Genomic DNA, 25,247 nt, shown 5'->3' on the forward strand with positions numbered 1-25,247 from the left:
CCTTCCTATACGTGGAGCGACAAGAAGGTGCCCTTCCTTGCGGTCTTGCGCCAGCGGGCGGGGTAAGCGGCGCGGATGGCGGTGGTCAGGGTGCGTTCGCGTTGGGCGAGGTGGGTCAGGGTGTCGGCGAGATAGGGGTGGGACTCGGCCAGCGTGAGCCAGGTTCCGGCGGCCAGGGCGGCGTCGGTGTGCTCGCCGAGCACGTCCTGGAGACGGGCCAGGGACCTGGCCAGCCGTGCGGTGGGCCGGTCGCCGGCGGCCGCGGCCGCCTCGGCGGCATACCGGGCGCGCTTGACGTGGATGCGCACGCTGTGCCAGTCCACATCGGGCGCGGAACGCTTCAGCGCGGCGGCCCCGGGCACGCCCTTGCCGCCTTGCACCAGACGCCGCCAGGGACGGGCAAGCAGCCCGGGGAGTGCCTGCGCGGCGGGTGCGGCGGCCGCGGGCGACAGCGGGACGCGCCGGGTGGCCGCGGTCAGCCGTTCCACCAGGGCCAGGTAGCGGCGGCTGCGCAGGGCGGCCAGCAGGGCCGCGTACGCCTGCTCGCGCCGTGCCGCCAGGATCGTGTCGAGCGCGGCCAGATCGGCGTCGTCGGGCGGGCCCGCCGGGTCGGCGGCGGCCGTGGCGCGCAGCCGGTCGCGCAGCACCTCCGCGTCGCGGGCCGCGCCCAGCAGGTCACCCAGCCAGCCCAGTTCCGCCCGCAGCGGCCGGGCCCACCGCTGGTCCAGCAGCGGCTTGAAGGTGCGCAGGTCCGAGCGCAGCCGCCGGACACCGACCCGCATCTGGTGCACGGCCGTGTCCCCGTCGGGCAGCGGCTCGTCCAGGCGCACCAGGGGGTCGTGCGCCACGATGCGGGCCACCGCGCCGCGCACCGCGGCGATGACCACGTCCGCGGCCCGCGCGGTCGCGGGCAGGGTCACGGCCGGGGGCAGCAGATCCGGGGGGTACGCCGCCGCGGCGCCCAGCGCCCGCACCAGCTTGGGTGTGAACCCTCCCGCCCGGGCCCCTGCCGCCAGCAGGTGCTCCTCCACAGCGGACAGCAGTCCGGCCGGCCCGCCGGTGCGCTCGACCTCGATCTCCCGGAACGTGCGCGGCACCGCCGTGCCGGAGAGCACCTCGACGGTGTCGTCGGCGACCTCGGCCAGGCGGGAGCCCGCGGCGTCGCACAGGTCCACCCGCTGCCGCCGGGTGCGCAGCACCGCGACCGGAACCAGCGGCGAGCCCCTGGTAAGCGCCGCGACCAGCCAGGTCAGCGCCTCCGGCGGCGCCGCCGGGTCACCGCCCGCCAGCGAGATCTCCTGCCGCACCCCGGGCACCGCCGTAGGCAGTTTGACCGTCCACGGCAGCGGGTCGCCGACGCGGTGGCGCAGCGACGCCCCGGCCCGGGCCAGCCGCAGGCCGGCCGTGTCGAAGTAGGTCGCGGTCAGGGTCACGGCCGCCCGAGCCACCGGGCGGACATCCGCCACGACGAGCTCGGGCAGCGCGAACGAGGGCGAGACGTCGTACTTGCGCTCCTCCTCCAAGGTCACCGCTTAAGCATCCGCTCCAGCAGCAGCGCCTGCAAATCCACCCGGGGCTGTTCCGAAGTGGAGATGTGCCGGGTCCAGCTGCCGTCCGGATTGAGGTCGAACGCCTCGATCCGGTCCGACATCGACACGTTGAGCAGTTCGGCCAGCTCGGTCCGGGAGGGCTGGTCGGTCACCTGGATCAGCGCCTCGACGCGGCGGTCCAGGTTGCGGTGCATCATGTCGGCCGAGCCGATCCAGAACTCGGCCCGCCCCCTGCCCGCGGCCACGTCGCCGTTGCCGAACCGGAACAGCCGGGAATGTTCCAGGAACCGGCCCAGGATCGAGCGCACCCGGATGTTGTCCGACAGCCCCGGCACGCCGGGCCTCAGCGCGCACATGCCGCGGATCATCAGGTCGATCTGCACGCCCGCCTGCGAGGCGCGGTAGAGGGCGTCGATGACCTGCTCGTCGACGAGCGAGTTCACCTTGATCTGCACCAGCGCCGGCCGGCCCTCGCGGGCGTAGCCGGCCTCCCGCTCGATGCGCTCGATGATGCCCGCCCGGATGCCGTGCGGGGCCACCATCAGCCGCCGGTACGCCGTCTGGCGGCTGTAGCCGGTCAGCGTGTTGAACAGGTCGGTCAGGTCCGCGCCGACCTCCGGATCGGCGGTGAGCAGCCCGAAGTCCTCGTACAGGCGGGCGGTCTTGGGGTGGTAGTTGCCCGTGCCGACGTGGCAGTAGCGGCGTATCTGCCCGCCCTCCTCCCGCACCACCAGCGCGGTTTTGCAGTGCGTCTTCAGCCCGATCAGGCCGTAGACGACGTGGCAGCCCGCCCGCTCCAGCATCCGCGCCCAGCCGATGTTGGCTTTCTCGTCGAAGCGTGCCTTGACCTCGACCAGCACCACCACCTGCTTGCCCGCCTCGGCCGCGGCGATCAGGGCGTCGACGATCGGGGAGTCGCCCGAGGTCCGGTACAGCGTCTGCTTGATGGCCAGCACGTGCGGGTCGTTCGCGGCGTGCTCGATGAAGCGCTGCACGCTGGTGGAGAAGGAGTGGTACGGGTGGTGCACCAGGATGTCGCCGTCGCGCAGGATGTTGAACATGCTGCGGGTCGACTCGCCCTCACGCAGCCGGGCGTGAGTGGCCGGGACGAAAGGGGGGTCCTTCAGATCCGGGCGGTCGCAGTCGTAGAGCTGCATGAGCCCGGACAGGTCCAGCGGGCCGGGCACCCGCAGCACGTCCCGCGAGTCCACCTCCAGCTCGGTGACCAGGGTCTGCAGCACGTGGTCGGAGATGTCCGCGGCCACCTCCAGGCGTACCGGCGGGCCGAACCGCCGCCGCATCAGCTCGCGCTCCATGGCCTGCAGCAGGTCCTCGTCGCGGTCCTCGTCGATCTCGACCTCGGCGTTGCGGGTCACCCGGAACACATGCCGCTCCACCACCTCCATGCCGGAGAAGAGCTGGCCGAGCTCGTTGGCGATGAGCTCCTCGATCGCCAGGAAACGGTAGGTGGTGCGGCCCTCGGCCGTGGCCCGGCCCACCGGTTCGATGCGGACGAAACGCGGCACGTTGTTGGGCACCTTGACCCGGGCGAACAGCTCCTGGCCGGTGTCCGGCTCGCGCACCACCGCGGCGAGGTTGAGCGACAGGCCGGAGATGTACGGGAACGGGTGCGACGGGTCGAACGCCAGCGGCGTCAGCACCGGGAAGACATGCTCCCGGAAGTAGACCCGCATCTGCTCGCGCTCGGCGTGCTCCAGATCCGTCCAGCCCAGGATGTGGATCCCGGCCTTGCCCAAGGCGGGGCGGATCACCTTGGTGAACTCGGCGGCATGGTCGGCGACCAGTTCGGCGGTGCGCTCGGAGACCATCTCCAGCTGCGCCCGGGGCGGCAGCCGGTCGGCGCCGCGGGTGGGCAGTCCGGTCTCCAGCCGCCGGCGCAGGCCGGCGATGCGGACCATGAAGAACTCGTCGAGGTTGCTGGCGAAGATCGCCATGAACTTCATCCGCTCCAGCAGCGGCAGCCGCGGATCCTCCGCCAGCGCCAGCACGCGGGCGTTGAAGTCGAGCCAGGAGACCTCGCGGTTGAAGTAGCGGTCCTCGGGCAGCTCGGTCAGCGCGGTACTGGCGAACTCCGGGACGACGACGGTGACCGGTGGGGTCGCCGGGTGCGGACGGGCGACCGGCTCGGGCGAACTGCGCCTTACGGCGAGGTCGAAGGTCGGCTCCGGCGAGTTTTCGGTGGCGGTGGTGGCATCGGCCTGCTCGGGTGAGCCCTCGGCGACGACGGTGTCGGTGGGCGGTGCCAGTGCGTCCATCCCGACGACAGCGTCGGGGGACGGTGGCACGGGGACGTCCGCGGAAGCCGCAGGGGCCTCCACAGGCGTGGCCGGGGCCGGGGTCGGGGCATTTCCGGCCTTCTTGCGGGGACGTCGCGGGGCTGTGCTCACCAACTCATTTTTGCCCTATCCGAGTGAACAAGAGATGAACTCGGCTGAGCGTGGCGATGGCGGACACACAGCAACCGGACGCGGGTCACACCCGGCCCAGATCAGGGCATGGTGGGAATGGTGACCCGGCGCAGCCTGCCCTCGGCGTCGTGCTCCAGACGGACCCGCTGGCCGAGGCGCAGCAGCCGCAGGCCGGAGGCGTCGAACGCGGCCCGGTCGAAGGCGACCGGGGTGCCGTCGTCGAGCAGCAGCGAGCCGGTCCGGGTCTCGGGGTCGAATGTCGCGACGGTGCCCTGCATGGCGTTCACGCTACGCGGTCACGCCTTCGCGGAGCACCCCCCAGCCCCGCACCACGGCGAGATCGGCGGCCGTGTCGACGTCGCGGCGCAGCGTCGGCCATGCCCCGGCCAGGCGCAGCGCACCGGAGCGCTCGTGCGCGGAAGCCGACCCCGGGCCGAACCGCGGGTCGAGCAAGTCGCCGGGTGCGGCCACCAGCAGCACCGTGCCGACGCCCGCCGCGTCCGGCACGAACGCCCGCCGCCCGGCCGCCGCGGCCAGCGCCTCGGACAACTCCGCGGGGCGTAGCGCCGGGACGTCGGCGGGCAGGGCCACCACCGGCCCGGCGGCAGCCGCGAGACGGCGACGGCGTGGGTCCCCGGCACCGGCGTGGGTTCCGCCGGGTGGTGCGCCACTCCCGGCCACCGCAGCGGCGGCCCGCCGGAGCGCGTCGTTCAGGTTCCGGCCCTCGTCCGGCAGCACCCCCGCGCCGCAGGCACGCAGCGCCGCCGCCGCACGGGAGTCCCTGGTCACCACCAGCACCCTCGCCACCCCCTCGGCAGCCAGCGCGGCGGACACGGTGGCGCGGGCGATGTCCAGCACCAGATCCTCGTGCCGGGCGGCGGCCCCGCGCAGCCGGCTCTTGGCCTCGGCCAGCGGCTTCAGCGGCACCAGCACGGTGACTCCGGGTGCGTACACTCGGCCATTCTGGCAGCCCGTCCGGTCGGTCAGCGGGGCGGCGGCCTCCGGCGGCTGAGGTCGTCACCCGGGCGGACATGGCATGATGCGCTGAACATGGACGGCACGACGGCGGGTTGCAGCAGCGACAGGCCGCTCGGCTGAGCGCCCTGGTGCATGGCGGAACGCCCGGGGCCGCACCATGATCCGTGAGAATCGACTCGCGGGCGGCGTTACAGACACCCTGACGCGGGCATGCGAACGGGTGGAGGACAGGGAGGCTTCGTTGGCGCGGCGCAGACTGGGCTTCTGGCAGCGGTTCGCGGTGTGTTTGGTCAAGCCGCCGATGATCGTGCTGACCGAGCGGGACTGGCGCGGCTGGGAGCACATCCCGGCCGAGGGTGGCGTGATCCTCGCGGTCAACCATGTGTCGCACGCGGACCCGTTCACCACCGCCCACTACGTCTACGACTCCGGCCGCTGGCCGCAGTTCCTGGGCAAGGAGAGCGTCTTCCGGATCCCGGTCGCGGGAAAGATCCTGCACTGGTGCCGGCAGATCCCGGTGCACCGGGGCACGGCCGACGCGGTCAAGGCGCTCGACGCCGCGGTGGAGGCGGTACGGGCAGGCGGCGCGGTCGTCATCTACCCCGAGGGCACCACCACCAAGGAACCCGACCTGTGGCCGATGCGGGGCAAGACCGGAGTGGCCCGGCTGGCGCTGGCCACCGGCGCCCCGGTGATCCCGATCGCGACCTGGGGCCCGGAGAAGATCTTCGACCCGCGTACGAAGAAGGTCAGGTTGCTGCCGAAGATCCCGGTGTCGCTGTGGGCCGGACCGCCGGTCGACCTGTCGAAGTGGGCCGGCGCGGAGCCGAGTGCGACGGTGCTCAACGAGATGACCGACGCGGTGATGATCCGTTTGCGCGACCTGCTCGCCGAGATCCGAGGCGGCCAGGCCCCGCCGATCTGGAGCCCCGCCACCAGCCGGGACGCCGACGGCTCGGACGCGGCCCCCGGCGGGACCCCGACTGCGGAGGGCGCCCGATGAGGGCGGCCGTGCTCGGCGCCGGATCCTGGGGCACCGCGTTCGCGAAGATCCTCGGCGACGCGGGCAACGACGTGGTGCTGTGGGCGCGCCGGCCGGAGATCGCCGCCGCCATCCGCGACACCGGCCGCAACCCCGAATACCTGGAGAACACGCCGCTGGGCGAGCGGGTGACGGCCACCGCCTCCGCGACCGAGGCGATCAAGGGCGCGGAGCTGGTGGTGCTCGCCGTGCCGTCGCAGACGCTGCGGGTCAACCTGGGCGACTGGTCCGCCGACCTGACCGACGACTCGACCCTGGTGTCGCTCATGAAGGGCATCGAGCTGGGCACCACCCAGCGGATGAGCCAGGTCATCGTCGAGGCGGCGCGGGTCGCGCCGGAGCGCGTCGCCGTGGTGAGCGGCCCGAACCTGGCCGGCGAGATCGCGCTGGAGCAGCCGGCCGCGACCGTGGTCGCCTGCAGCGACATCGACCGGGCCACCCGGGTGCAGCACGCCATCACCACGCCCTACTTCCGGCCGTACACCAACGACGACGTGGTGGGGTGCGAGCTGGGCGGGGCGGTCAAGAACGTGATCGCGCTGGCGTTCGGCATCGCGCACGCCATGGGGCTGGGCGACAACACCAAGGCGATGCTGATCACACGCGGGCTGGCCGAGACCGCACGGCTGGGCGTCGCGCTGGGCGCGGACCCGCTGACCTTCTCCGGTCTGGCCGGGCTCGGTGACCTCGTGGGCACCTGCATGTCGCCGCTGTCGCGCAACCGCACCTTCGGCGAGCACCTCGGCCGGGGCAAGTCGCTCGAACAGGCCCAGGCCGCGACGCGATACACCGCCGAGGGTGTCAAGAGCTGCCTGGCGATCCGGGACCTGGCCCGCTCGCACGGGGTCGAGATGCCGATCACCGAGCAGGTGGAGCGGGTCTGCCACGAGGGCGTCGACCCCAAGGTCGCCGTCGCGGCCCTGATGTCCCGCTCGACCAAGGCGGAGTGACCAGGCGCTACGTTCTCTGCATGACAACGCAGTACGGGGACAGCACCCGTTCCCTCCATGCAGGCATGCCCGAACCCGTCCCGGGAGCACCGATGCTGCCCGGTCCCGTGTTCGCCGCGCCCTACCACCTCGACCCGGAGGGCTACACGCCCGGCGTCGACGGGTACGGGCGGGGCGACAACCCCACCCGGCGCCTGCTGGAGAGCGCGATCGGCGAGCTCGAGGGCGGCGACTGTCTCGCCTTCGCCAGCGGCCAGGCGGCGATCACCGCCCTGCTGCTGTCGGTGCTGCGCACGGGCGACACCCTGATGATCCCCTCGGACGGCTACTACAACGTCCGCTCCTTCGCCGCGTCCACGCTGGCCCGCCTCGGCGTGACCACGGTGGAGGTGCCCACCGCCGGGCCGTACCCGTCGTTCGAGGGCGTCCGGCTGGTGCTGCTGGAGACCCCGGCCAACCCTGGCCTGGACCTGGTCGACATCGCCGCGGTCGCGCAGGCCGCGCACGCCGCCGGGGCGCTGGTCGCGGTCGACAACACCACCGCCACCCCGCTCAGCCAGCGGCCGCTGGAACTCGACGCCGACGTGGTCGTCGCCTCCGGCACCAAGGCCCTCGCCGGCCACTCCGACATGCTCATGGGGTACGCCGCGACGAACTCGGCGGAACTGCTCGACGGGATGCGGCAGTGGCGCACCCTGGCCGGTGCGGTGCCCAGCCCCTTCGACTGCTGGCTGGCACGTCGTTCCATGGGCACCCTCGCGCTGCGGCTGCGGCAGCAGTCCGCCAGTGGAGTCGCGGTGGCGCAGTTGCTGCGCGAGCACCCGCTGGTCGACGCGGTCCGCTGGGCCGGCGACAGCGACCTGGCCGCCCGCCAGATGCGCATCATTCCCGGACTGGTCTCGTTCGAGCTGCCGTCGGCTGAGCACGTGGCGGCGTTCCTGCGCGCGTCGGCGCTGGTCGCCGCGGCGACGAGCTTCGGCGGCCTGCACTCCAGCGCCGACCGCCGCCATCAGTGGGGCGACAGCGTCCCGCCCGGCTTCGTGCGCTTCTCCTGCGGTGTCGAGGACACCGAGGACCTGCTCGCCGACCTGACCCAGGCCCTGGACACCGCCGCGAAGCTCTGACCGTGGGGCAGGGCTCACGGCGGGTGAAGGGTCGAAGTGACTTTGCTCTGCACCCAAAAGCTTGCTCTGCACCCACGGGCGCAACGGTGGCCGATGGCTCGGAGTGACTTTGCTCTGCACCCAAAGCCTTGCTCTGCACCCACGGGCGCAACGTTGCGTCGATGGGTGCAGAGCAAGTGAATGGGTGCAGAGCAAATGCGGTGGCGGGGTAGTGCCTCGGTCAGGCCGACACGGGTGCCGGGGCGGCTTGGGCCGGGTCGGCCTCGGTTGCGGCCAGGGCGAGGATGTGGCGGCGGACGATCAGCAGCGGGATGATGCCGAACAGGCCGAACGAGATGTCGATCGGGATCCACCACCAGGGCAGGCCGCGGATCGGGGCCGCGATCAGGGCCAGCGGGACCACCGCGACGCAGCACAGCATGCCCCAGTGGATCACCCAGAGGTTGCGTACCGGGTCGCGCAGCGGACCGTAGAAGGCCATCGCGATCACCAGGTGGGCGAAGGCCAGCCAGTCCGTGCCGTACGCCAGGAAGGGGAAGTCGCGGTCGGCGGTCTCCACCCCGGTGCGGACCGTGCCGATGAAGTCGACCAGCGCGCCCGGAGCGGGCACCCAGTCCTGGTGGAGCAGGCCGTCCACCCAGCGCAGCTCGGTGACCAGGGGGAAGGCCGTCACGCCGCTGAGCACGAGGCCGACGATGAAGAACACGAGCCAGTACCGGATGCGCCGCAGGCGCGCCTGAGGGGTCACGCTGCGGGATGGTAGTGCCACCCTCGGGTGCCGTGCGACGTGCTCTTCACCGGATCACCACAACGCACGGTAGGGTCAGCCGCGTGAGTGAAAGCAGCCAGCGTAAGACCCGTGTCGCCGTCGTCTTCGGCGGTCGCAGCACCGAGCACGCCATCTCCTGTGTCAGCGCGGGCAGCATCCTGGCCGCGCTCGACCCGGCCGAGTTCGAGGTCGTGCCGGTCGGCATCACGAAGGAGGGCCGCTGGGTGCTCACCTCGGGCGACCCGGCGCAGCTCGCCATCGAGGGCCGCAGCCTGCCCGAGATCACCGCCGCCTCCGGCCAGGCCATCGTGCTGCCCGCCGACCCGACCAGCCACGAGCTGGTCGTGCTGGAACCGGCCGAGGGCGCCGCCGCGCTGGCCGGGGTAGACGTGGTCTTCCCGGCGCTGCACGGCGCCTACGGCGAGGACGGCACCATCCAGGGGCTGCTGGAGATGGCGGGCATCCCGTACGTCGGGGCCAACGTGTTCGCCTCCGCGGCCGCCATGGACAAGGAGTTCACCAAGAAGCTCGCCGCTGCCGAGGGCATCCCGATCGGGCCTTACGCGGTGCTGCGCAACGGGCAGGAGCTCAGCGAGGCCGACAAGGAGCGGCTGGGTCTGCCGGTGTTCGTCAAGCCGTCGCGGGCCGGGTCCTCGTTCGGCATCACCAAGGTCTCCCACTGGGATCAGCTAGACGCGGCGCTGGCCAAGGCACGCGCGATCGACCCGAAGGTGCTCGTCGAGGCGGGCATCGTGGGCCGCGAGGTCGAGTGCGGCGTGCTGGAGAGCGAAGCCGGAGGCCGTGCCGAGGCGTCCGTGCTGGCCGAGGTGCGGGTGGTCGCCGGCGGGCACGAGTTCTACGACTTCGAGGCGAAGTATCTCGGCGAGGACTGCGAGTACGACCTGCCCGCCGACCTGCCCGCCGAGATCGCGGCCGAGGTGCAGGAGCTGGCCGTGCGCACGTTCACCGCGCTGGACTGCGCGGGCCTGGCCCGGGTCGACTTCTTCGTCACCGAGGACCTGAAGGTCTACCTCAACGAGATCAACACCATGCCGGGCTTCACGTCGACCAGCATGTTCCCCCGGATGTGGGCGGCCAGCGGCCTCGAGTACCCGAAGCTCGTCTCCCGCCTGATCCGCACCGCCCAGCGCCGGGGCACCGGGCTCCACTAGAGCCCGCGGGTCAGGCGCGGGTGCCGCAGCCCTGCGGGATGCGCTCGGCGTGGGGCACGGTGGCGATCAGGGTCTTGGAGAAGTTGATGACCCACTGGCCGGCCGGGTCGTACGGCGCCGGGACGGTCACCCGCACGGGCACCTCGCGGTCGACCGTCGTCCACGCGCCGTCGCCCTTGTGCCAGCAGACGCCGTCCAGGGTGTAGACGTCGTCGGTGGGGGCGAAGCTCGGGGAGGGGCCGCCGCAGGCGACGGTCAGCGCCGGGTCGCCGTACGCCGCGTTCTGCTCGTGGCCCGCGGTGACCTCGCGGCGCGGCAGGTCCCGCACCTGCGCGGGCAGTTGCGACAGCAGCGCGCGGCACACCGTGGTCTGCCGCGCGTTCAGGGCGGGGGCGTCCATCGTCACCGGCGTGCTGGGCATCACCTGCGGGCCGGGAGTCGTGCTGGGCGTCGGGGCGGGCTCCGCCGGAGGCCGCATGGCCTGGAAGAAGCCGAACCCGGTGAGCAGGGCGATCGGCAGCGCCACGACGGTCGCGATCGTCTTCGGGGACCGTCGGCCCGACCGTGCCGTCTGGTCGTTACTCATAGGTGGATGATGGGGCACGTCAGGGTGCGGGTGATGTTGGGTATCAACTGGATCTGTGACAGCACCAGTTTGCCCAGTTCGTCGACGGTGTGCGCCTCGACCATGGCGATCACGTCGTACGGGCCGGTCACCGCGTCCACCCGGGTGACACCCTGGATCTCGCCGATGGCCGCGGAGACGTCGACGGACTTGCCGACCGACGTCTGAATCAGGATGTAAGCGTGTACCACGGACGACTCCTTCACACGTGCCGCCTGTGAAAGTACCTCACTGAGGGTGCACAGGCTGCGGCAGGAGGCGCAAGGGTGAGGAAGGAAGCCAATTTGAGCGTGCGCGGCGAGGACAAGGCATGAGCGAGCTCAACGAGGAGAAAGCATGAGCATCGCGCGGACGGGGGAGTTCGGGCTGATCGAACGGGTGGTGGCGCGGCTGGGCACGGGTCCGGCCACCATCATCGGGCCGGGCGACGACGCCGCCCTGGTCATCGCTTCTGACGGGCGGGTCGTCGCCTCCACGGACGTGCTCGTCGAGGGACGGCACTTCCGGCGGGACTGGGCGGAGGCCGAGGACATCGGCCGCCGTGCGGCCGCGGCGAACCTCGCCGACATCGCCGCGATGGGCGCCACCGCGACGGCGCTGCTGGTGGGCCTGTGCGTCCCGCCGGACCTGGACGTGGCCTGGGCCGAGCAGCTCGCCGACGGGCTGGCCACCGAGGCCGCGCTGGTCGGTGCGAGCGTCGTCGGCGGGGACATGACCGCCAGCCCCACGCTGACCATCGCGGTGACCGCGCTCGGCGACCTGCACGGGCTGGCGCCGGTGCTGCGGTCGGGCGCCCGGGCCGGTGACGTGGTGGCGCTGGCGGGGCGGGTCGGCTTCGCGGCGGCCGGATACACGGTGCTGTCGCGCGGCTTCCGCACCCCGAAGATCCTGGTCGAGGCATACCGGCGGCCGGTGGTGCCGTATGCGCTGGGGCCGGCCGCGGGACGGGCCGGGGCGACCTCGATGATCGACGTGTCGGACGGGCTCATCGCCGACCTCGGGCACATCGCGCACGCCAGCAAGGTAGGGGTCAACCTGCACCGCAGCGCGTTCAAGGTGCCGGAGCAGATGCGCGACGCGGCGCTCGCGCTCGGCGTGGACCCGTACCAGTGGCTGCTGGCCGGTGGCGACGATCACGCGCTGGCCGCGACGTTCCCCGTGGACGTGCCGCTGCCGGAAGGCTGGCATGTGATCGGTGAGGTGATCGAGGGCAGCACGGTGACCCTCGACAACCGGCCCTGGTACGGACCGAAGGGGTGGGACCACTTCCGGGCATAGCGGGCATGCGCAGTATCCTCGGCGCCGTGACCGAAATTGAGATCAAGCCGACGCGCTACGGCGGGTCGGTCGCCCGAAAGCTGATCGCCGAACTCATGGCTGACCTGGCCGAACGTTACGGCGACTCCGACGCGACTCCGATCGAGGCCGTCGAGTTCGACCCGCCGGACGGCGGCTTCTTCGTGGCGTACCTCGACGGCTCGCCGGTCGGCTGCGGCGGCTGGCGCAGCTGGGCGGGCTCGGAGGAGATCGCCGAGATCAAGCGCGTCTACACCTCGGCCACGGTGCGCGGCAAGGGCGTCGGCAGGGCGGTCATGGCGGCGCTGGAGTCCGACGCCCGGGCGCACGGCCGGGTCCGGGTGATCCTGGAGACGGGCGCCGCCCAGCCCGAGGCCATCGCCATGTACCACGCCATCGGCTACCAGCTGATCGAGAACTTCGGCCACTACCGCGACAAGCCCGGCTGCCGCTCCTTCGGCCGCACCCTCTGACCCTGCTCCACGTGAACAGGGCGGGCGCCCCGGTTTTCGATAGACGTTGGCCTATCACATCGACTCCGAACCACGAAAACTCGATGTGATAGGCCAACGTCTATGGGGAGAAGGTCGCGGTGCGGTGCGGTGCGGTGCGCGCGGCGAGGGCGGGGCGGCGGGGGCACGGCAAAAGGCCGCCGAGCGGAGCTCGGCGGCCTTTTGAAAGTCTCGCGTCAGGCGCGGGTGACCTTGCCGGCCTTCAGGCACGAGGTGCAGGCCTGGACCTTGCGGGAATTGCCGCCACCAGCGGGGGTACGCACCGTCTGGATGTTCGGGTTCCAGCGGCGGTTGGTCTTCTTCTTCGACCAGGGCACGTTGTGACCGAAGCCCGGTCCCTTGCCACAGACGTCGCACACGGCAGCCACGGAAATCTCCTGAGTTCGTCTTGATCAACCAACCCGACCAAGCGTCACTGTGCCGGGAACTTTGCCAGGGTACCTGACTTGCACGGCACGTGCCCAATCGGGGCGGAGCCGCACGACGGCATCTGGCGCGTACGACGGCTGGCAATACTCTACTGCCCGCCACGCCCAGCGCGAGAACCGGGTGCGGCACCGATAGGCTTGCGCCCGTGCTGGAGGTCCTGGACATCGCGGCGGTGCGACGCTGGAGTTCGCTGGCTGTGGCCGGTTTGAGCAGGCACGAGCAGGCGCTGAACCAGCTGAACGTGTATCCGGTGCCCGACGGCGACACCGGCACCAACCTGCTGCTGACGCTGTCCGCGGCGGAGCAGGCGCTGGCCGGCTCGCTGACCGACGCGCCGTCCGCGGGGGTGGTGCTGCGCACCATGGCCCGCGGTGCGCTGCTGGGCGCGCGCGGCAACTCCGGCGTCATCGGTGCACAGTGGCTGGCGGGCCTGGCCGACTCCGTGGACGGCGACGGGCTGGCGGCGGCGCTCGACGCGGCAGCCAAGTCGGCGTACGCCGCGGTGGCGCGCCCGGTCGAGGGCACCATCCTCACCGTGGCCCGGGCTGCGGCCGAGGCCGCCGAACAGGGCTCCGACGAGCCGGCGGTCGCGCGCGCGGCGGTGCTGGGCGCGCGGGAGGCACTGGCCCGCACCCCTGAGCAGCTGCCGGTGCTGGCCGCGGCCGGGGTGGTGGACGCGGGCGGGCAGGGCCTGGTGCTGCTGCTGGAGGCGCTGCTGGAGGCGCTGACCGGCGAGCACGACGAGAGCGAGGTCGACGGCGCGGTCCGCGATCCCGAGGACGGGCATGGCCACGATCACGCCGGGCACGGCCATGGGGCCGGGCGGGCGCTGCTGGCCTATCGCGGGCCCGCGTACGAGGTGCAGTTCCTGATCGACACCGGGGCCGCGGAGATCGCGCAGCTGCGGGGGGCGCTGGACCGGCTGGGCGACTCCCTGGTCATCGTCGGCGGCACGCCGACCTGGCGGGTGCACGTGCACGTGGACGACGCGGGCGCGGCGCTGGAGGCGGGGCTGGCGGCCGGGCGGCCGTACCAGATCCAGGTGACCCACCTGACCAGCTCGACCGCGGAGGGCGCGCCGCGGCGGCCCGACCCTACGGCCCGCGCGGTGGTCGTCACCGCCGCCGGCGACGGCATCGAGGAACTGCTCATCGCCGAGGGCGCGGTGGCGATCGGCGGCAACCCGTCCACCGCCGAGGTGCTGGACGCGATCCTCGCCACCGGGGCGGGCCGGGTGGCGGTGCTGCCCACCGACTCCAACCTCCGGGCGGTGTGCCAGGCCGCGGCCGAGGAGGCGTTCGGCGAGGGCGTGAAGGTGCGCGTGGTGCCCACCCGCTCACCGGTGCAGGCGCTGGCGGCGCTGGCCGTGCGCGACCACGCCCGCCGGTTCGAGGACGACGTGATCGCGATGGCGGAGGCGGCCGGTGCGTGCCGCTCGGCGGAGGTCACCACGGCCAGCCGGGAGGCGCTGACGGTGGCCGGCCGCTGCCGCCCCGGCGACGTCATCGCCCTGGTCGAGGGCGAGGTCAACCTGATCGGCGACGACCTGCCCACGGTATGCGCCCAGCTGCTGGACCGAATGCTGGCCAGCGGCGGCGAGCTGGTGACCCTGCTCACCGGTGCGCAGGCCCCGGACGGCCTGGTCGAGATGCTGACCGCGCACGTGGCGACCCGCTGGCCGTTCGTCGAGGTGCACGCGTACCCGGGCGGGCAGCCGCACTACCCGCTGCTGGTGGGCGTCGAGTGACGGCACGGCGGCGGACCGCGGCTCCGGTCGCCGCTGTCGGAGGGCAGCGGGAGGATCGGGCATGACCGACCGCAGGACCGCACCCGGCCCGGCGGCCATGATCGAAGACAAGGCAGGCCGCGGCGGTGCCGGCCGAGCCGGAGAGGTGAGGACATGACCTCCGCGGACGTCGACACCCCGCTGTCCAAGCTGGTGGGGGAGAAGACCGCCAAGGCGCTGGCCGTGCACCTCGACCTGTACACCGCTGGTGATCTGCTGTTCTACGTGCCCCGGCGCTACGACCAGCGGGGCGAGCACACCGACATGCGCACGCTGGAGATCGGCGAAGAGGTCACCGTGCTGGCCCAGGTGCTGCGCACCACCACCCGGCCGATGCGGCAGCGGCGCGGCAGCATGCTCGAGGTCGTCGTGGGCGACGGCGCGGGCGGCCAGCTCGTGCTGACGTACTTCCAGCAGGCGTGGCGCGAGCGCGACCTGCGTCCCGGGCGCTGGGGGATGTTCGCGGGCAAGGTCAGCGACTTCCGCGGCCGCCGCCAGCTCAACAGCCCCGAGTACGTGCTGCTCGACCAGGGTGCGGCCGACGGCGAGGTGGCCGCCGAGGTGGAGGAGTTCGCCGGGGCGCTGATCCCGGTGTATCCGGCCGCCGCGGCCGTGCCGACCTGGGTGATCGCCCGCTGCGTGCGGGTGGTGCTGGACACGATCACGATGCCGCCGGACGCCATGCCGTCCCGGATCCGCGCGGAGCGCAAGCTGCTCGACCTGGACACGGCGCTGCGCGAGATCCACCGCCCGTCATCCAAGGAGATGCTGTACATCGCCAAGCGGCGGCTCGCCTGGGACGAGGCGTTCGCGGTGCAGCTGACCCTGGTGCGGCGCAAGCGGGAGGCGGCGGCGTGGCCCGCCAGGCCCCGGCCGCGCCGCGACGGCGGCCTGCTCGCCGGGTTCGACGGGACGCTGCCGTTCACGCTCACCGACGGGCAGCTCGCGGTCGGCGAGGAGATCGCCGCCGACCTGGCCGTGGCGCACCCCATGCACCGGCTGCTGCAGGGCGAGGTCGGTGCGGGCAAGACACTGGTCGCGCTGCGGGCCATGCTGCAGGTGGTGGACGCGGGCGGGCAGGCCGCGCTGCTGGCGCCGACCGAGGTGCTGGCGACCCAGCACCACCGGGGCATCACCCGGATGCTCGGCCCGGCCGGGCGCGCCGACGAGCTGGACGGCGACCCGAACGGCACCCAGGTCGCGCTGGTCACCGGCTCGCAGGGGGCGGCGGTGCGGCGCAAGGTGCTGGCCAAGGTCGCCGACGGCAGCGCCGGTCTGGTCATCGGCACGCATGCGCTGCTGTACGAGGGCGTCGACTTCGCCGACCTCGGCCTGGTCGTGGTCGACGAGCAGCACCGCTTCGGGGTGGAGCAGCGCGACGCGCTGCGGGCCAAGGCCGAGCAGCCGCCGCACGTGCTGGTGATGACCGCGACCCCGATCCCGCGCACGGTCGCCATGACGGTCTACGGCGACCTGGAGGTGTCGACGCTGTCGCAGCTGCCCGGCGGGCGCTCGCCGATCGCCTCGCACGTGGTGCCGGTGGCGGAGAAGCCGGCGTTCCTGGAGCGTGCCTGGCGGCGCGTGGTCGAGGAGGTGCAGCAGGGCCATCAGGCGTACGTCGTCTGCCCGCGCATCGGTGACAGCGCCGGCGACGACGACACCCCGCCGCCCGACGACGCCGTCGAGGACGAGCGCCGCCCGCCGGTGGCGGTGCTGGACGTCGCCCCGCTGCTGGCCGAAGGGCCGCTGCGCGGGCTGCGGATCGGGGTGCTGCACGGCAGGCTGCCCGCCGACGAGAAGGACGCGGTGATGCGCTCGTTCTCGGCCGGGCAGCTGGATGTGCTGGTCGCCACGACCGTGATCGAGGTCGGGGTGGACGTGCCCAACGCCACCGCGATGGTCATCCTCGACGCCGATCGTTTCGGCGTCTCGCAGCTGCACCAGCTGCGCGGCCGGGTCGGCCGGGGCAGCGCGCCGGGCCTGTGCCTGCTGGTCACCGAGGCCGTGGCGGGTACACCGGCCCGCGAACGGCTGGACGCGGTCGCCTCCACACTGGACGGCTTCCGACTGGCCGAACTGGACCTGGAGCAGCGGCGCGAGGGCGATGTGCTCGGCGCGGCGCAGTCCGGACGGCGGTCCCACCTGCGCCTGTTGTCCCTGCTGCGCGACCGGGAACTGATCGGCGAGGCCCGTGCCGAGGCCGAGGCCCTGCTGGCCGGGGACCCCGACCTGTCCGGCCACCCGCTGCTGGCCGACCAGATCGCTCGACTCGTCGACGACGACCGCGCCGAATACCTCCAGAAGGGCTGACGCGTCCTGCGCCTCCGCCGGTGTCTTGACCGGTACGCCGAGGCAAGAAGGGCGGGTCCGGATGGACCCGCCCTTCTTCATGTGCCTACCGGTTTCAGACCTCGGTCAGGTTCAGCCGGCGACGTCGCGCCAGCATGAAGACTCCGACGCCGAGCGCGACCAGCAGCAGACCCGAGATCACGTAGGTCGTGATCTTGGTGCCGGTCTGCGGCAGCGTGTCGCAGCCCGTCGACGGTTTGATGTGCTTGCCGACGAGCTCGAAGTCGTAGCCGGTGAAGACGACCTTCGCGGTGGTGGCCGAGCCGGCGGTGAAGGTGACGGTCTCGGTCGCGCCCGGCGCGACGGTCACCTTCTTCTCCTGCGAGCCGTAGGTGGCGACGGCCTGGACCGGCAGGTTGTTCTCCGGGTTCGAGACCTTCAGCACGAACGAGTCACAGGTCGACTCGACCTTCATCGTCGGCAGCGGGCAGTCCGCCGGGCGGGCCCAGGTGTACTTGCCGACCTCCTTGCCCTGCTCCGTGACGACGATCTCGCCCGCGCCCGCGGGAACCTTGACCGAGTCGTCGGACTTGCCCGGTGCGACGGTGACGGTCTTCTTCGTGTCGCCGTACGCGATGGTGAAGTCCGCGGCGTACTTGCCGTCGTTGCTCACGTGCACGGTCACCGTGCCGTCGCAGCTGGGCACGAACTTCGCCGCCGGGGCGGTGCACTTGCCGGTGCCGCCGTTGTACCAGCCGGGGACGCCCTTGGAGCGGTTGCCCGGAGCGCCGGGGCTGCCGAGCTTCTTGTTGTTGTAGCGCGGGCCGTTCGCGGTCATCGGGTTGAGCAGCTCGCGCTCGCCGCCCCAGACCAGGTCGACCTGGGTGAAGCACTTCGGCACGTCGACCTTCAGCTCCACCTTGCGGGTGTCCTTGTCGATGGTGCCGACCGCGTGGTCCAGCGAGTACTGCGGCCAGGTCGCCGTGTTGCTGGGCGCGTAGTACGACACCAGCAGGAAGTCCTGGGAACCGCCCTCGCAGAGGGGCAGGTCACCCTTGACGGCGACGGTGGCCTCGCCCTTCGGGCCGTCGAAGGTGTGCTCGTACTCCGCGGACGCGGCGTCGACGCAGCGCGGAGTCGGCACGCACTTCCCGTCGAGCGGAACGAGCCTGTCGCCCTTCTCGATCTTGGCAACGCCCGAGTCGGTGTTGGGGTGCACCTGCTTGGGGTTCTCCTCGTCCGGGTCGAACCAGACGGCGTCGACGGTCAGCGTCGCCGACGTGGTGCTGCCCGGCACCAGCTGCGTGCCGACGATGGTGCCCGCAGGCCCTGCGCCGTCGGTGTTCGCGCTGATGGCCTCGTTGAGCAGTCCTTCGACCGCGTCGGCGGGGCTGGACTTCAGGCCGGTGATCTGCGCGTGGCGGCCTTCCCAGTTGCCGTTCAGCACGGTCCACTTGATGAGGTACCGCCCGTCGGGCTGGCAGTCGGCGATGCCGGAGATCTCGGTGTGGTGCGCCTGGGCGGGGCCGGCGAGGGCCACGGCGCCCGCGAGCCCGAGGGCGACGCTGCCTGCAAGAGCGAGCAGGCGATGAGTGAGGGGGCGTTTCACACGTGCTCCATGGGGTGTGTGTGACGGGGGTGAAGCGTGAATCGACCGCCTGACCCTAGTGAAGCCCCATCCGGGGTACGAAGTGCTCAGAGCACCACGAAAGCAACCGTTGCCGAATCGTTATCACGTTTGCGTGACGAGTTCGATCTCGGTGGCGCTACGCGCATGAACAGGTGAGGAAGCGTCACCATGCGGACGCCGATCGCCCGTCGGCGGCCATGCCGTAGCGTCGAGATCGTGACCAGGATTGTGGCCGGCCGGTACGGCGGGCGCCGGCTCCATGCCCCCACCGGCCGCGACACCCGGCCCACCTCCGACCGCGTACGCGAAGCGCTGTTCTCGGCGCTGGAGGCCATGACGGACCTGGCCGGCGCACGGGTGCTGGACCTGTTCGCCGGCTCGGGCGCGGTGGGCCTGGAGGCCCTGTCCCGCGGGGCGGCGCACGTGCTGCTGGTCGAGTCCGACGCGAAGGCCGTCCGCGTGATCCGCGAGAACGTCGCCACGCTCGGCGCGGGCGCCGCGGCCCGGGTGGTGGCCGGCAAGGCGACGACGGTGCTGGCCGGCGGGCCGTCCGACGGGGCATACGACATCGTCTTCGCCGATCCGCCGTACGCGCTGGGCGAGGCCGACGTCGCCGCGGTGCTGGCCGGACTCGCCGAGCACGGCTGGCTCGCCGACGACGCGGTGCTGGTCGTGGAGCGCTCCAGCCGGTCCCCGGAACCCGCCTGGGTGCAGGGCATCACTGCGCAACGCTGCCGCCGTTACGGGGAGACCGCCCTTTGGTACGGTCGCGCCGTTGCGCAGAGTGGCGGAGCGGTCTTACCAGAAGGGTGAGCAGCTAGTGAGGCGTGCGGTCTGTCCCGGGTCCTTCGACCCGGTCACCCGGGGACATCTGGACATCATCGATCGGTCGTCGCGCCTGTTCGACGAGGTGATCGTCGCGGTGCTGGTGAACCAGTCGAAGCAGGGCCTGTTCTCCGTGCAGGAGCGCATCGAGATACTGCGCGAGGTCACCAAGAACCTGCCCAACGTGCGGATCGAGTCGTTCCAGGGGCTGCTGGTCGACTACTGCCGGGACAACGACGCCCAGGTCGTGGTCAAGGGCATCCGCGCGGTCAGCGACTTCGACTACGAGCTGCAGATGGCGCAGATGAACATCGGCCTGTCCGGGGTGGAGACCCTGTTCATGCCGACCAATCCGCTGTACTCGTTCGTGGCGTCCAGCCTCGTCAAGGAGATCGCCAAGTGGGGCGGCGAGGTCTCATCCTTCGTTCCCGAGCTGGTGGAACGGCGTCTGCTGGAGAAGTTCCGGGACGCCGGAACCGACTGAACCGCAGGTTCGTCGCGGCGACGCGCCGCAGGGGTCCCCGGTCTGCCGCGAGGGTGGACGGGGGACGCATCATGGTGTGGACAACAACGCTGGACAAGGAGTGACCGTCGGTGGACCCACTCGACCGTATTGACGACATCATCGCGCTGGTGGAAGCCGCGCGATCGGTGCCGATGTCGCGTAACTGCATGGTCGACCGCGGTGAGCTCATCGGCGCGCTGGACCAGCTCCGGGCAGAGCTGCCCGGTGAGCTGCGGCGGGCCGCTGCACTGCTGGAGGAGCGGGACAAGATCCTCGACGCCGGGCGGCGCGAGGCGGACCGCATCATCCACGAGGGTGAGCAGGAACACGCCCGGCTCGTCTCGGTGAACGAGATCACGGTCTCGGCCGAGCACGAGGGCTCCCGCATCGTCGGCGACGCCCGTGCCGAGGCGCAGCGCCTGCGCGAGGAGGTCGACGAGTACGTCGACACCGCGCTGGGCAACTTCGAGCAGTTCCTGACGCGTGCGCTGGCCTCCATCGAGCGCGGCCGGGACAAGATGCACGCGCTGCGGGAGATCGGCTCGTTCGTCCCCGGCGACGACGACCGCCCACTGCCCTTTTGACATGAGCCCGTAGGAGCGGCCGCTCGGTGTCATCCGAAGCGCGGCGGAGGATGACACCGATCAAGGTCGCGCAGCGGGCTCCGCATGACAGAGCCGGTTCGACGGCGACCCGTCGCTTCAGGTAATCTTCTACGTCGGCCTGCGATAACGGCCTCCATCTACCTGCTCAGTGAAAGCTCATGCCTGCACACTCGACGAAACACCACCTCGACCCGCGCGCTCCGCTCGTCCTCGACACTCGGGACCTGCCGCGAGGCGCGGGGTCGATGCGTACCATCCAGCGGGTGGTGCCGGCGCCGGCGGAGCTGGGTGTCCAGCTGATCGGCGTGCCCGAGGGTGCGGACCTGACGCTGGACCTGCGGCTGGAGTCGGTGTCGGAGGGCGTGCTCGTCTCCGGGACCGTCACCGGGGCGGTGGCGGGCGAATGCGGCCGCTGCCTCACCGACATCGGCGAGACGCTGACCGTGCCCATCCAGGAGCTCTTCGCGTACGCGGACAGCGCCACGTATGAGACCACGGACGAGGACGAGGTCGGTCGGCTGCAGGACGACATGATCGACCTGGAGCCGACGCTGCGGGACGCGGTGGTGCTGGCATTGCCGGTCAATCCGGTGTGCCGAGAGGACTGCCCAGGGCTGTGCCCCGGCTGCGGGGTGCGCTGGGACGACCTGCCCGAGGGTCACACCCACGAGCAGATCGACCCGCGCTGGGCGAAGTTGAGCAAGCTGACCGGCTCTTCAGGGCCGGACGAGCCGGCCGAGCCGGCGCCCTAGATCGGCTACTGCCCGCCGCGTTCGCCGTGGTGGGTGCCGAGACCCGGGTACGACGGCTGCGGCCGTACCGAGATAATGGTCGGCGACCGCCGACTACTACTGAGGAGTAAGACAGTGGCAGTCCCGAAGCGCAAGATGTCGCGCAGCAACACCCGTCACCGCCGGGCGCAGTGGAAGGCGACCGCGGTCGCGACCGTGGCCTGCCCGCAGTGCAAGTCGGCCAAGCTGCCGCACGCCGCGTGCAGCGTGTGCGGCACCTACAACGGCCGCCAGGTTCTCGAGGTCTGAGCATCAGGCTGAACCCGGTGCGTCCGGGAACCTGCGAATCGTCACGTCGCCGGCTGGTCTCGCCAGCCGGCGACGTCGCCGTACCTGTGCTGCCCCTCAGCCGCCGGGAGGGGAGTGAGTGATGGCCTCGAAGCCGTCCCAGGACACGCGGGCCGCCGAGCGGTCCGCGCAGGCCGCCGCGGCCGATCTCGCGGCCGCGTTCGGCGTGACGCTCGAACCGGAGCTGCTGGAGCGCGCGCTCACCCACCGCTCGTACGCCTACGAGCACGGCGGCCTGCCCACCAACGAGCGGCTGGAGTTCCTCGGCGACTCCGTGCTGGGCGTCGTCATCACCGCCTCGCTCTACCAGGCGCATCCCGACCTGCCCGAGGGCCGGCTGGCCAAGCTGCGGGCCAGCGTGGTGAACTCGCGTGCCCTGGCCGGGGTGGCCCGCTCCCTCGGCAATGCCGGCATCGGCCCACACCTGCTGCTGGGCAAGGGCGAGGAGACCACCGGCGGGCGCGACAAGGAGTCGATCCTCGCCGACACGCTCGAGGCGCTGCTGGGTGCGATCTATCTCGAACACGGTATGGAACGGGCCGCCGAGGTGGTCCGCGCGCTGTTCGACCCGCTGATGGCGGAGTCCGCGCGCCGGGGCGCGTCCCTGGACTGGAAGACCAGCCTGCAGGAGCTGACCTCCGCGCACGGCTGGGGCGTGCCGGAGTACGCCATCGAGGAGCAGGGCCCCGACCACGCGAAGATGTTCACCGCCTGGGCGGTCGTCGGCGGCGAGCGCTTCGGCGGCGTGACCGGCCGGACGAAGAAGGACGCCGAGCAGCGCGCCGCGGAGGACGCCTGGCAGGTGCTGTCGCACCGCGCCGTGGACACGTCGCACCCGGAGGCCCGCGAGGCCTGACGGCCTCGCCGATGCAGGTCCGCGCGAGGGCACGGGCGGAACGTCGGTGGTGTTGTTCATGATGTGCGGTGCGCCCGGGTCCCGGCCCGCCGCGCACATGGTCATCGTGTGGCCGTGCCGCCCCCGCGGCCGGCGAGGGAGGCTGGAACCATGCCGGAGTTGCCCGAGGTCGAGACGGTCCGCAGCGGGCTGGCCCGCTGGGTGGTCGGCCGCACCATCGCCACTGTCGAGGTGCGGCACCCGCGTGCGGTTCGCCGCCACCCGGCCGGGGCGCAGGACTTCGCCGACGTGCTGGCCGGGCGGACGATCACCGAGGCCCGGCGGCGGGGCAAGTACCTGTGGCTGCCGCTGGACAGCGGGGACGCGGTCGTCGGCCACCTCGGCATGTCGGGCCAGCTGCTGGTGCAGCCCGCCGAGGCGGCGGAGGAGAAGCACCTGCACATCCGGTTCGACTTCACCGACGGCGGCCCGCAGCTGCGTTTCGTCGACCAGCGCACCTTCGGCGGGCTGGCGGTCTCGCCAGGTGGCGCCACGCTGCCCGCGGAGATCGCACACATCGCGCTGGACCCGATGGATTCCGCGTTCGTCGAGGCGGACTTCCTGGCCGCGCTGCGGCGCAAACGCACCGCGGTCAAGCGGGCGCTGCTCGACCAGACGCTGATCTCGGGGGTCGGCAACATCTACGCCGACGAGGCACTGTGGCGGGCCAAGCTGCACGGCGAGCGGCCCAGCGACGAGCTGACCAGGCCGGCCGCGGCGCGGCTGCTCGGGCACGTGCGGGACGTGCTCGGCGAGGCGATCGAGGTGGGTGGCACGACGTTCGACGCGCTGTACGTCAACGTCAACGGCGAGTCCGGCTACTTCGACCGCTCGCTCAACGCGTACGGCCGCGAGGGCGAGCCCTGCTCGCGGTGCGGCTCGCCGATCCGGCGCGAGCAGTTCATGAACCGCTCGTCGTACTCCTGCCCCCGCTGCCAGCCCCGGCCGCGCACGGTGGGCCGGGCCTGACGGTCAGCGGGGCGGTCGTTCGGGCGTGCCCGGCACGGTGAGGTCGGCGTCGTCGTGCACCGCGTCGAGCAGGCCGACCGGCAGCGACATCCGGTGCGCCTGGGTGACCAGGTGGTCGACGACGCTGCGCGGCGCGCCCGCCAGCTGGTCCAGCGCGGCGGCGTCGAAGCCCTTGTCCCGGCACAGCCGCAGCCGGTCGGTGAGGATCGGCGTGATCCGGGTGCGCAGCTCGCCCTCGGGCGCGTCCCAGCGCACCCGCCCGTCCGGGCTGGTCATCTCGGCGGGGAAGCGCGCGGCGTCGGGCCGGTCGTGCTCGACCGCGGCCAGCGGCAGGTAGCAGACCGCCCGGCGGCGGGCCTGATGCAGGTCTTCGACCGTGGATGCGGCGGTGGTGAACCCGTCGAGTACGAACACGTCCGCCGCGGCCGGCTGCGGGGGCGCGGCCAGTGACCACTGCCAGCGCAGCTGCTCGGGCACGGCGGCCGGCGGCGGGGCGTCGTACCAGTGCGACGGCCGGACCGGCGTGGCACAGGCGACGCAACCCAGCACGACGATCGCGCTGACCGGCACGCGTACCCCCGCGACCCGCACGGTTACACCGGCACCGGCACGACCGCGGACGCGCCGTGGATCGATGCCTCATGGGTGGCCAGGCCGAACCGGGCGCCCCGGCCGCGCATCAGCTCGTGGCAGGCCGCGATCTGGTCCAGCGGCACCGAGTGCACCAGGTGCGCGTCACCGGGCCGGACACCGGACTCGGTGCCGTGCCGGTAGCGGTCCCACGGTCCCTCGTAGGTGCACAGCACCGCGCCCAGGCCACGATAGATCGAGTCGGTGGGGCGGCCCGGGTTCACCAGCAGCGTGTCGAAGCCGATGCGGCGGGCCGCGCGCACCGCGACGGCGACCGGGCCGATCGAGTACGGGCTGGTCGGCGCCTGGTCGAAGAAGACGCCCCGGACCGGGTAGCCGGCCCAGCGGCCGAGTTCGGCCCGCACCTGCTCGGCCGGCCGCGCGCCGAAGGCGAGGTCGACGTAGCCGAGCAGGCCCGCTCCGGCGCGGACCAGCCGCGTGGTGGCCGCGGTCCAGGTCGGGTCGAGCCCGCTGCCGGGCCCGGCGTCGATGTTGAGCAGGACGGTGGCGCCGACGCCGGCAGCCTCGATCGTCGCCCACAGCTCCGGGTTCAGCTGGGGGTGTGCGGGAAGTGGCAGCAGGGGGGTCACGCTCGTACAACGACCGATATCGGTGGGTCGCGACTACCCGGAGGTGACTGTCGGCTAGCCGACCGAACCCGGCCCGGAACTACTCCCGGCCGAACTCCTGCGTCCAGTACGCCGTGCGCCCCTGGTAGGACAGTCCCACACCGCTCGCCCGCGCGTCGCAGTTCAGGATGTTGTTGCGGTGTCCGGTGCTGCCCATCCAGGCTTCGACGACGGCCTGGGCGGTCGAGTAGCCGTAGGCGATGTTCTCGCCGGCCGCGTGCCCGCGCGGGTAGCCCGCGTGCTCCAGGCGGTCGACGAAGCTGCTGCCGTTGCGCCCGGTGTGGCTGAAGTAGTCGTAGCGGGCCATGTCGGCGCTGTGCAGGCGGGCCGCGATGCTCATGCGCTCGTCTTTGTGCATCCGGCGGCAGCCCGCTCGTTCCCGCTCCCCGTTGACCAGGGCGGCGACCTGGTCCTCCATGGCGGTTATCCGGTCGCTTTCGGGACTGGTGCGCGGGACGGCGCCGGCGGCCCGCGCGGCGGCGGGACGGCTCGCGGCGGCCGCGCCCGGCACGGTGGCCGGCGGGGCGGC

Annotated in this window: 27 protein-coding genes; 15 read left to right on the plus strand and 12 right to left on the minus strand. The window is 72.3% G+C overall.

Annotated features, from left to right (window positions below; genetic code table 11):
• Positions 1 to 5 precede the first annotated feature (5 nt).
• From FLL47_RS11725 to FLL47_RS11740, 4 genes are all read right to left on the minus strand, one after another.
• Positions 6 to 1,529, minus strand: coding sequence for a CYTH and CHAD domain-containing protein (locus FLL47_RS11725; RefSeq protein ID WP_246157806.1), 1,524 nt, complete (start codon positions 1,527 to 1,529; stop codon positions 6 to 8).
• Positions 1,526 to 3,826 carry an RNA degradosome polyphosphate kinase gene (locus FLL47_RS11730; RefSeq protein ID WP_144120499.1) on the minus strand — a complete coding sequence of 767 codons (2,301 nt, stop codon included), beginning with the start codon at positions 3,824 to 3,826 and terminating at the stop codon, positions 1,526 to 1,528. The genes FLL47_RS11725 and FLL47_RS11730 overlap by 4 nt, the downstream gene beginning before the upstream one ends.
• Before the next feature lie 233 nt (positions 3,827 to 4,059).
• A complete protein-coding gene (locus FLL47_RS11735; protein ID WP_186315670.1) occupies positions 4,060 to 4,257 on the minus strand; it encodes a cold-shock protein in 198 nt (65 codons plus the stop codon).
• A 10-nt stretch (positions 4,258 to 4,267) separates the two neighbouring features.
• The gene (locus FLL47_RS11740) at positions 4,268 to 4,933 is read right to left on the minus strand and encodes a glycosyltransferase family protein (protein WP_186315671.1); all 666 of its coding nucleotides are present in this window, start codon (positions 4,931 to 4,933) and stop codon (positions 4,268 to 4,270) included.
• A gap of 265 nt (positions 4,934 to 5,198) precedes the next feature.
• Between FLL47_RS11740 and FLL47_RS11745 the strand changes: the two genes are divergently transcribed.
• From FLL47_RS11745 to FLL47_RS11755, 3 genes are read left to right on the plus strand one after another with little or no spacing between them, the layout of a single operon-like run.
• Positions 5,199 to 5,960 carry a lysophospholipid acyltransferase family protein gene (locus FLL47_RS11745; RefSeq protein ID WP_144120502.1) on the plus strand — a complete coding sequence of 254 codons (762 nt, stop codon included), beginning with the start codon at positions 5,199 to 5,201 and terminating at the stop codon, positions 5,958 to 5,960.
• Positions 5,957 to 6,949, plus strand: coding sequence for an NAD(P)H-dependent glycerol-3-phosphate dehydrogenase (locus tag FLL47_RS11750; RefSeq protein ID WP_144120503.1), 993 nt, complete (start codon positions 5,957 to 5,959; stop codon positions 6,947 to 6,949). The genes FLL47_RS11745 and FLL47_RS11750 overlap by 4 nt, the downstream gene beginning before the upstream one ends.
• 20 nt (positions 6,950 to 6,969) lie before the next feature.
• Positions 6,970 to 8,073 carry a cystathionine gamma-lyase gene (locus FLL47_RS11755; protein WP_144120504.1) on the plus strand — a complete coding sequence of 368 codons (1,104 nt, stop codon included), beginning with the start codon at positions 6,970 to 6,972 and terminating at the stop codon, positions 8,071 to 8,073.
• Positions 8,074 to 8,293: 220 nt separating this feature from the next.
• Here the strand turns inward: FLL47_RS11755 and FLL47_RS11760 are convergent, their stop codons facing one another.
• Positions 8,294 to 8,821 carry a hypothetical protein gene (locus FLL47_RS11760; RefSeq protein WP_144120505.1) on the minus strand — a complete coding sequence of 176 codons (528 nt, stop codon included), beginning with the start codon at positions 8,819 to 8,821 and terminating at the stop codon, positions 8,294 to 8,296.
• 83 nt (positions 8,822 to 8,904) lie between these two features.
• Between FLL47_RS11760 and FLL47_RS11765 the strand changes: the two genes are divergently transcribed.
• On the plus strand, positions 8,905 to 10,014 hold the full coding sequence (locus FLL47_RS11765) for a D-alanine--D-alanine ligase family protein (RefSeq protein ID WP_246157807.1): 1,110 nt from the start codon (positions 8,905 to 8,907) through the stop codon (positions 10,012 to 10,014).
• A gap of 10 nt (positions 10,015 to 10,024) precedes the next feature.
• Here FLL47_RS11765 and FLL47_RS11770 read toward each other — a convergent pair whose 3' ends face one another.
• Positions 10,025 to 10,600 (minus strand): DUF3515 domain-containing protein, encoded by a 576-nt coding sequence (locus tag FLL47_RS11770; RefSeq protein ID WP_144120507.1) that lies wholly within the window; start codon positions 10,598 to 10,600, stop codon positions 10,025 to 10,027.
• A complete protein-coding gene (locus tag FLL47_RS11775) occupies positions 10,597 to 10,830 on the minus strand; it encodes an Lrp/AsnC family transcriptional regulator (RefSeq protein ID WP_120321724.1) in 234 nt (77 codons plus the stop codon). The genes FLL47_RS11770 and FLL47_RS11775 overlap by 4 nt, the downstream gene beginning before the upstream one ends.
• 145 nt (positions 10,831 to 10,975) lie before the next feature.
• Here FLL47_RS11775 and FLL47_RS11780 point away from each other — a divergent pair, with 145 nt between their 5' ends.
• Positions 10,976 to 11,917 carry a thiamine-phosphate kinase gene (locus FLL47_RS11780; RefSeq protein WP_144120508.1) on the plus strand — a complete coding sequence of 314 codons (942 nt, stop codon included), beginning with the start codon at positions 10,976 to 10,978 and terminating at the stop codon, positions 11,915 to 11,917.
• A 26-nt stretch (positions 11,918 to 11,943) separates the two neighbouring features.
• Complete coding sequence (locus FLL47_RS11785) at positions 11,944 to 12,408, plus strand: GNAT family N-acetyltransferase (protein ID WP_144120509.1); 465 nt, start codon at positions 11,944 to 11,946, stop codon at positions 12,406 to 12,408.
• Positions 12,409 to 12,623: 215 nt separating this feature from the next.
• Here FLL47_RS11785 and rpmB read toward each other — a convergent pair whose 3' ends face one another.
• Positions 12,624 to 12,815 (minus strand): 50S ribosomal protein L28, encoded by a 192-nt coding sequence (gene rpmB, locus FLL47_RS11790; RefSeq protein ID WP_120318479.1) that lies wholly within the window; start codon positions 12,813 to 12,815, stop codon positions 12,624 to 12,626.
• A 206-nt stretch (positions 12,816 to 13,021) separates the two neighbouring features.
• Between rpmB and FLL47_RS11795 the strand changes: the two genes are divergently transcribed.
• Both FLL47_RS11795 and recG read left to right on the plus strand, forming a co-directional pair.
• Positions 13,022 to 14,623 (plus strand): DAK2 domain-containing protein, encoded by a 1,602-nt coding sequence (locus FLL47_RS11795; protein WP_144120510.1) that lies wholly within the window; start codon positions 13,022 to 13,024, stop codon positions 14,621 to 14,623.
• A gap of 153 nt (positions 14,624 to 14,776) precedes the next feature.
• Entirely contained in the window at positions 14,777 to 16,972 is a 2,196-nt protein-coding gene (recG, locus tag FLL47_RS11800) for an ATP-dependent DNA helicase RecG (RefSeq protein WP_144120511.1), read from the plus strand.
• A 94-nt stretch (positions 16,973 to 17,066) separates the two neighbouring features.
• Here recG and FLL47_RS11805 read toward each other — a convergent pair whose 3' ends face one another.
• The gene (locus tag FLL47_RS11805; protein ID WP_144120512.1) at positions 17,067 to 18,560 is read right to left on the minus strand and encodes an LPXTG cell wall anchor domain-containing protein; all 1,494 of its coding nucleotides are present in this window, start codon (positions 18,558 to 18,560) and stop codon (positions 17,067 to 17,069) included.
• Positions 18,561 to 18,797: 237 nt separating this feature from the next.
• Between FLL47_RS11805 and rsmD the strand changes: the two genes are divergently transcribed.
• The 7 genes from rsmD (at position 18,798) to mutM (ending at position 23,459) form a co-directional block, all read left to right on the plus strand.
• Positions 18,798 to 19,394 carry a 16S rRNA (guanine(966)-N(2))-methyltransferase RsmD gene (rsmD, locus tag FLL47_RS11810; RefSeq protein WP_144120513.1) on the plus strand — a complete coding sequence of 199 codons (597 nt, stop codon included), beginning with the start codon at positions 18,798 to 18,800 and terminating at the stop codon, positions 19,392 to 19,394.
• A 7-nt stretch (positions 19,395 to 19,401) separates the two neighbouring features.
• Positions 19,402 to 19,890 carry a pantetheine-phosphate adenylyltransferase gene (gene coaD / locus FLL47_RS11815; RefSeq protein ID WP_144120514.1) on the plus strand — a complete coding sequence of 163 codons (489 nt, stop codon included), beginning with the start codon at positions 19,402 to 19,404 and terminating at the stop codon, positions 19,888 to 19,890.
• Between the two features lie 110 nt (positions 19,891 to 20,000).
• Positions 20,001 to 20,495, plus strand: coding sequence for an ATP synthase subunit B family protein (locus FLL47_RS11820; RefSeq protein ID WP_144120515.1), 495 nt, complete (start codon positions 20,001 to 20,003; stop codon positions 20,493 to 20,495).
• A 179-nt stretch (positions 20,496 to 20,674) separates the two neighbouring features.
• Positions 20,675 to 21,268, plus strand: a complete 594-nt coding sequence (locus tag FLL47_RS11825) for a YceD family protein (protein ID WP_186315672.1) — start codon at positions 20,675 to 20,677, stop codon at positions 21,266 to 21,268.
• Between the two features lie 114 nt (positions 21,269 to 21,382).
• Positions 21,383 to 21,556 (plus strand): 50S ribosomal protein L32, encoded by a 174-nt coding sequence (rpmF, locus tag FLL47_RS11830; RefSeq protein ID WP_144120517.1) that lies wholly within the window; start codon positions 21,383 to 21,385, stop codon positions 21,554 to 21,556.
• Between the two features lie 121 nt (positions 21,557 to 21,677).
• Entirely contained in the window at positions 21,678 to 22,451 is a 774-nt protein-coding gene (gene rnc, locus FLL47_RS11835; protein ID WP_144120518.1) for a ribonuclease III, read from the plus strand.
• Positions 22,452 to 22,601: 150 nt separating this feature from the next.
• Positions 22,602 to 23,459, plus strand: coding sequence for a bifunctional DNA-formamidopyrimidine glycosylase/DNA-(apurinic or apyrimidinic site) lyase (gene mutM / locus FLL47_RS11840; RefSeq protein WP_144120519.1), 858 nt, complete (start codon positions 22,602 to 22,604; stop codon positions 23,457 to 23,459).
• Positions 23,460 to 23,462: 3 nt separating this feature from the next.
• Here mutM and FLL47_RS11845 read toward each other — a convergent pair whose 3' ends face one another.
• The 3 genes from FLL47_RS11845 to FLL47_RS11855 form a co-directional block, all read right to left on the minus strand.
• On the minus strand, positions 23,463 to 24,050 hold the full coding sequence (locus tag FLL47_RS11845) for an endo alpha-1,4 polygalactosaminidase (protein ID WP_186315673.1): 588 nt from the start codon (positions 24,048 to 24,050) through the stop codon (positions 23,463 to 23,465).
• A 2-nt stretch (positions 24,051 to 24,052) separates the two neighbouring features.
• Positions 24,053 to 24,679: a spherulation-specific family 4 protein gene (locus FLL47_RS11850; RefSeq protein WP_186315674.1), complete on the minus strand. Its 627-nt coding sequence runs from the start codon at positions 24,677 to 24,679 to the stop codon at positions 24,053 to 24,055.
• Between the two features lie 79 nt (positions 24,680 to 24,758).
• Positions 24,759 to 25,247 (minus strand): CAP domain-containing protein (locus tag FLL47_RS11855; protein ID WP_246157808.1); only part of this gene is annotated, 489 nt, incomplete at its 5' end.

The organism is Catellatospora sichuanensis (genome assembly GCF_007483665.1).
Taxonomy (GTDB): domain Bacteria; phylum Actinomycetota; class Actinomycetes; order Mycobacteriales; family Micromonosporaceae; genus Catellatospora; species Catellatospora sichuanensis.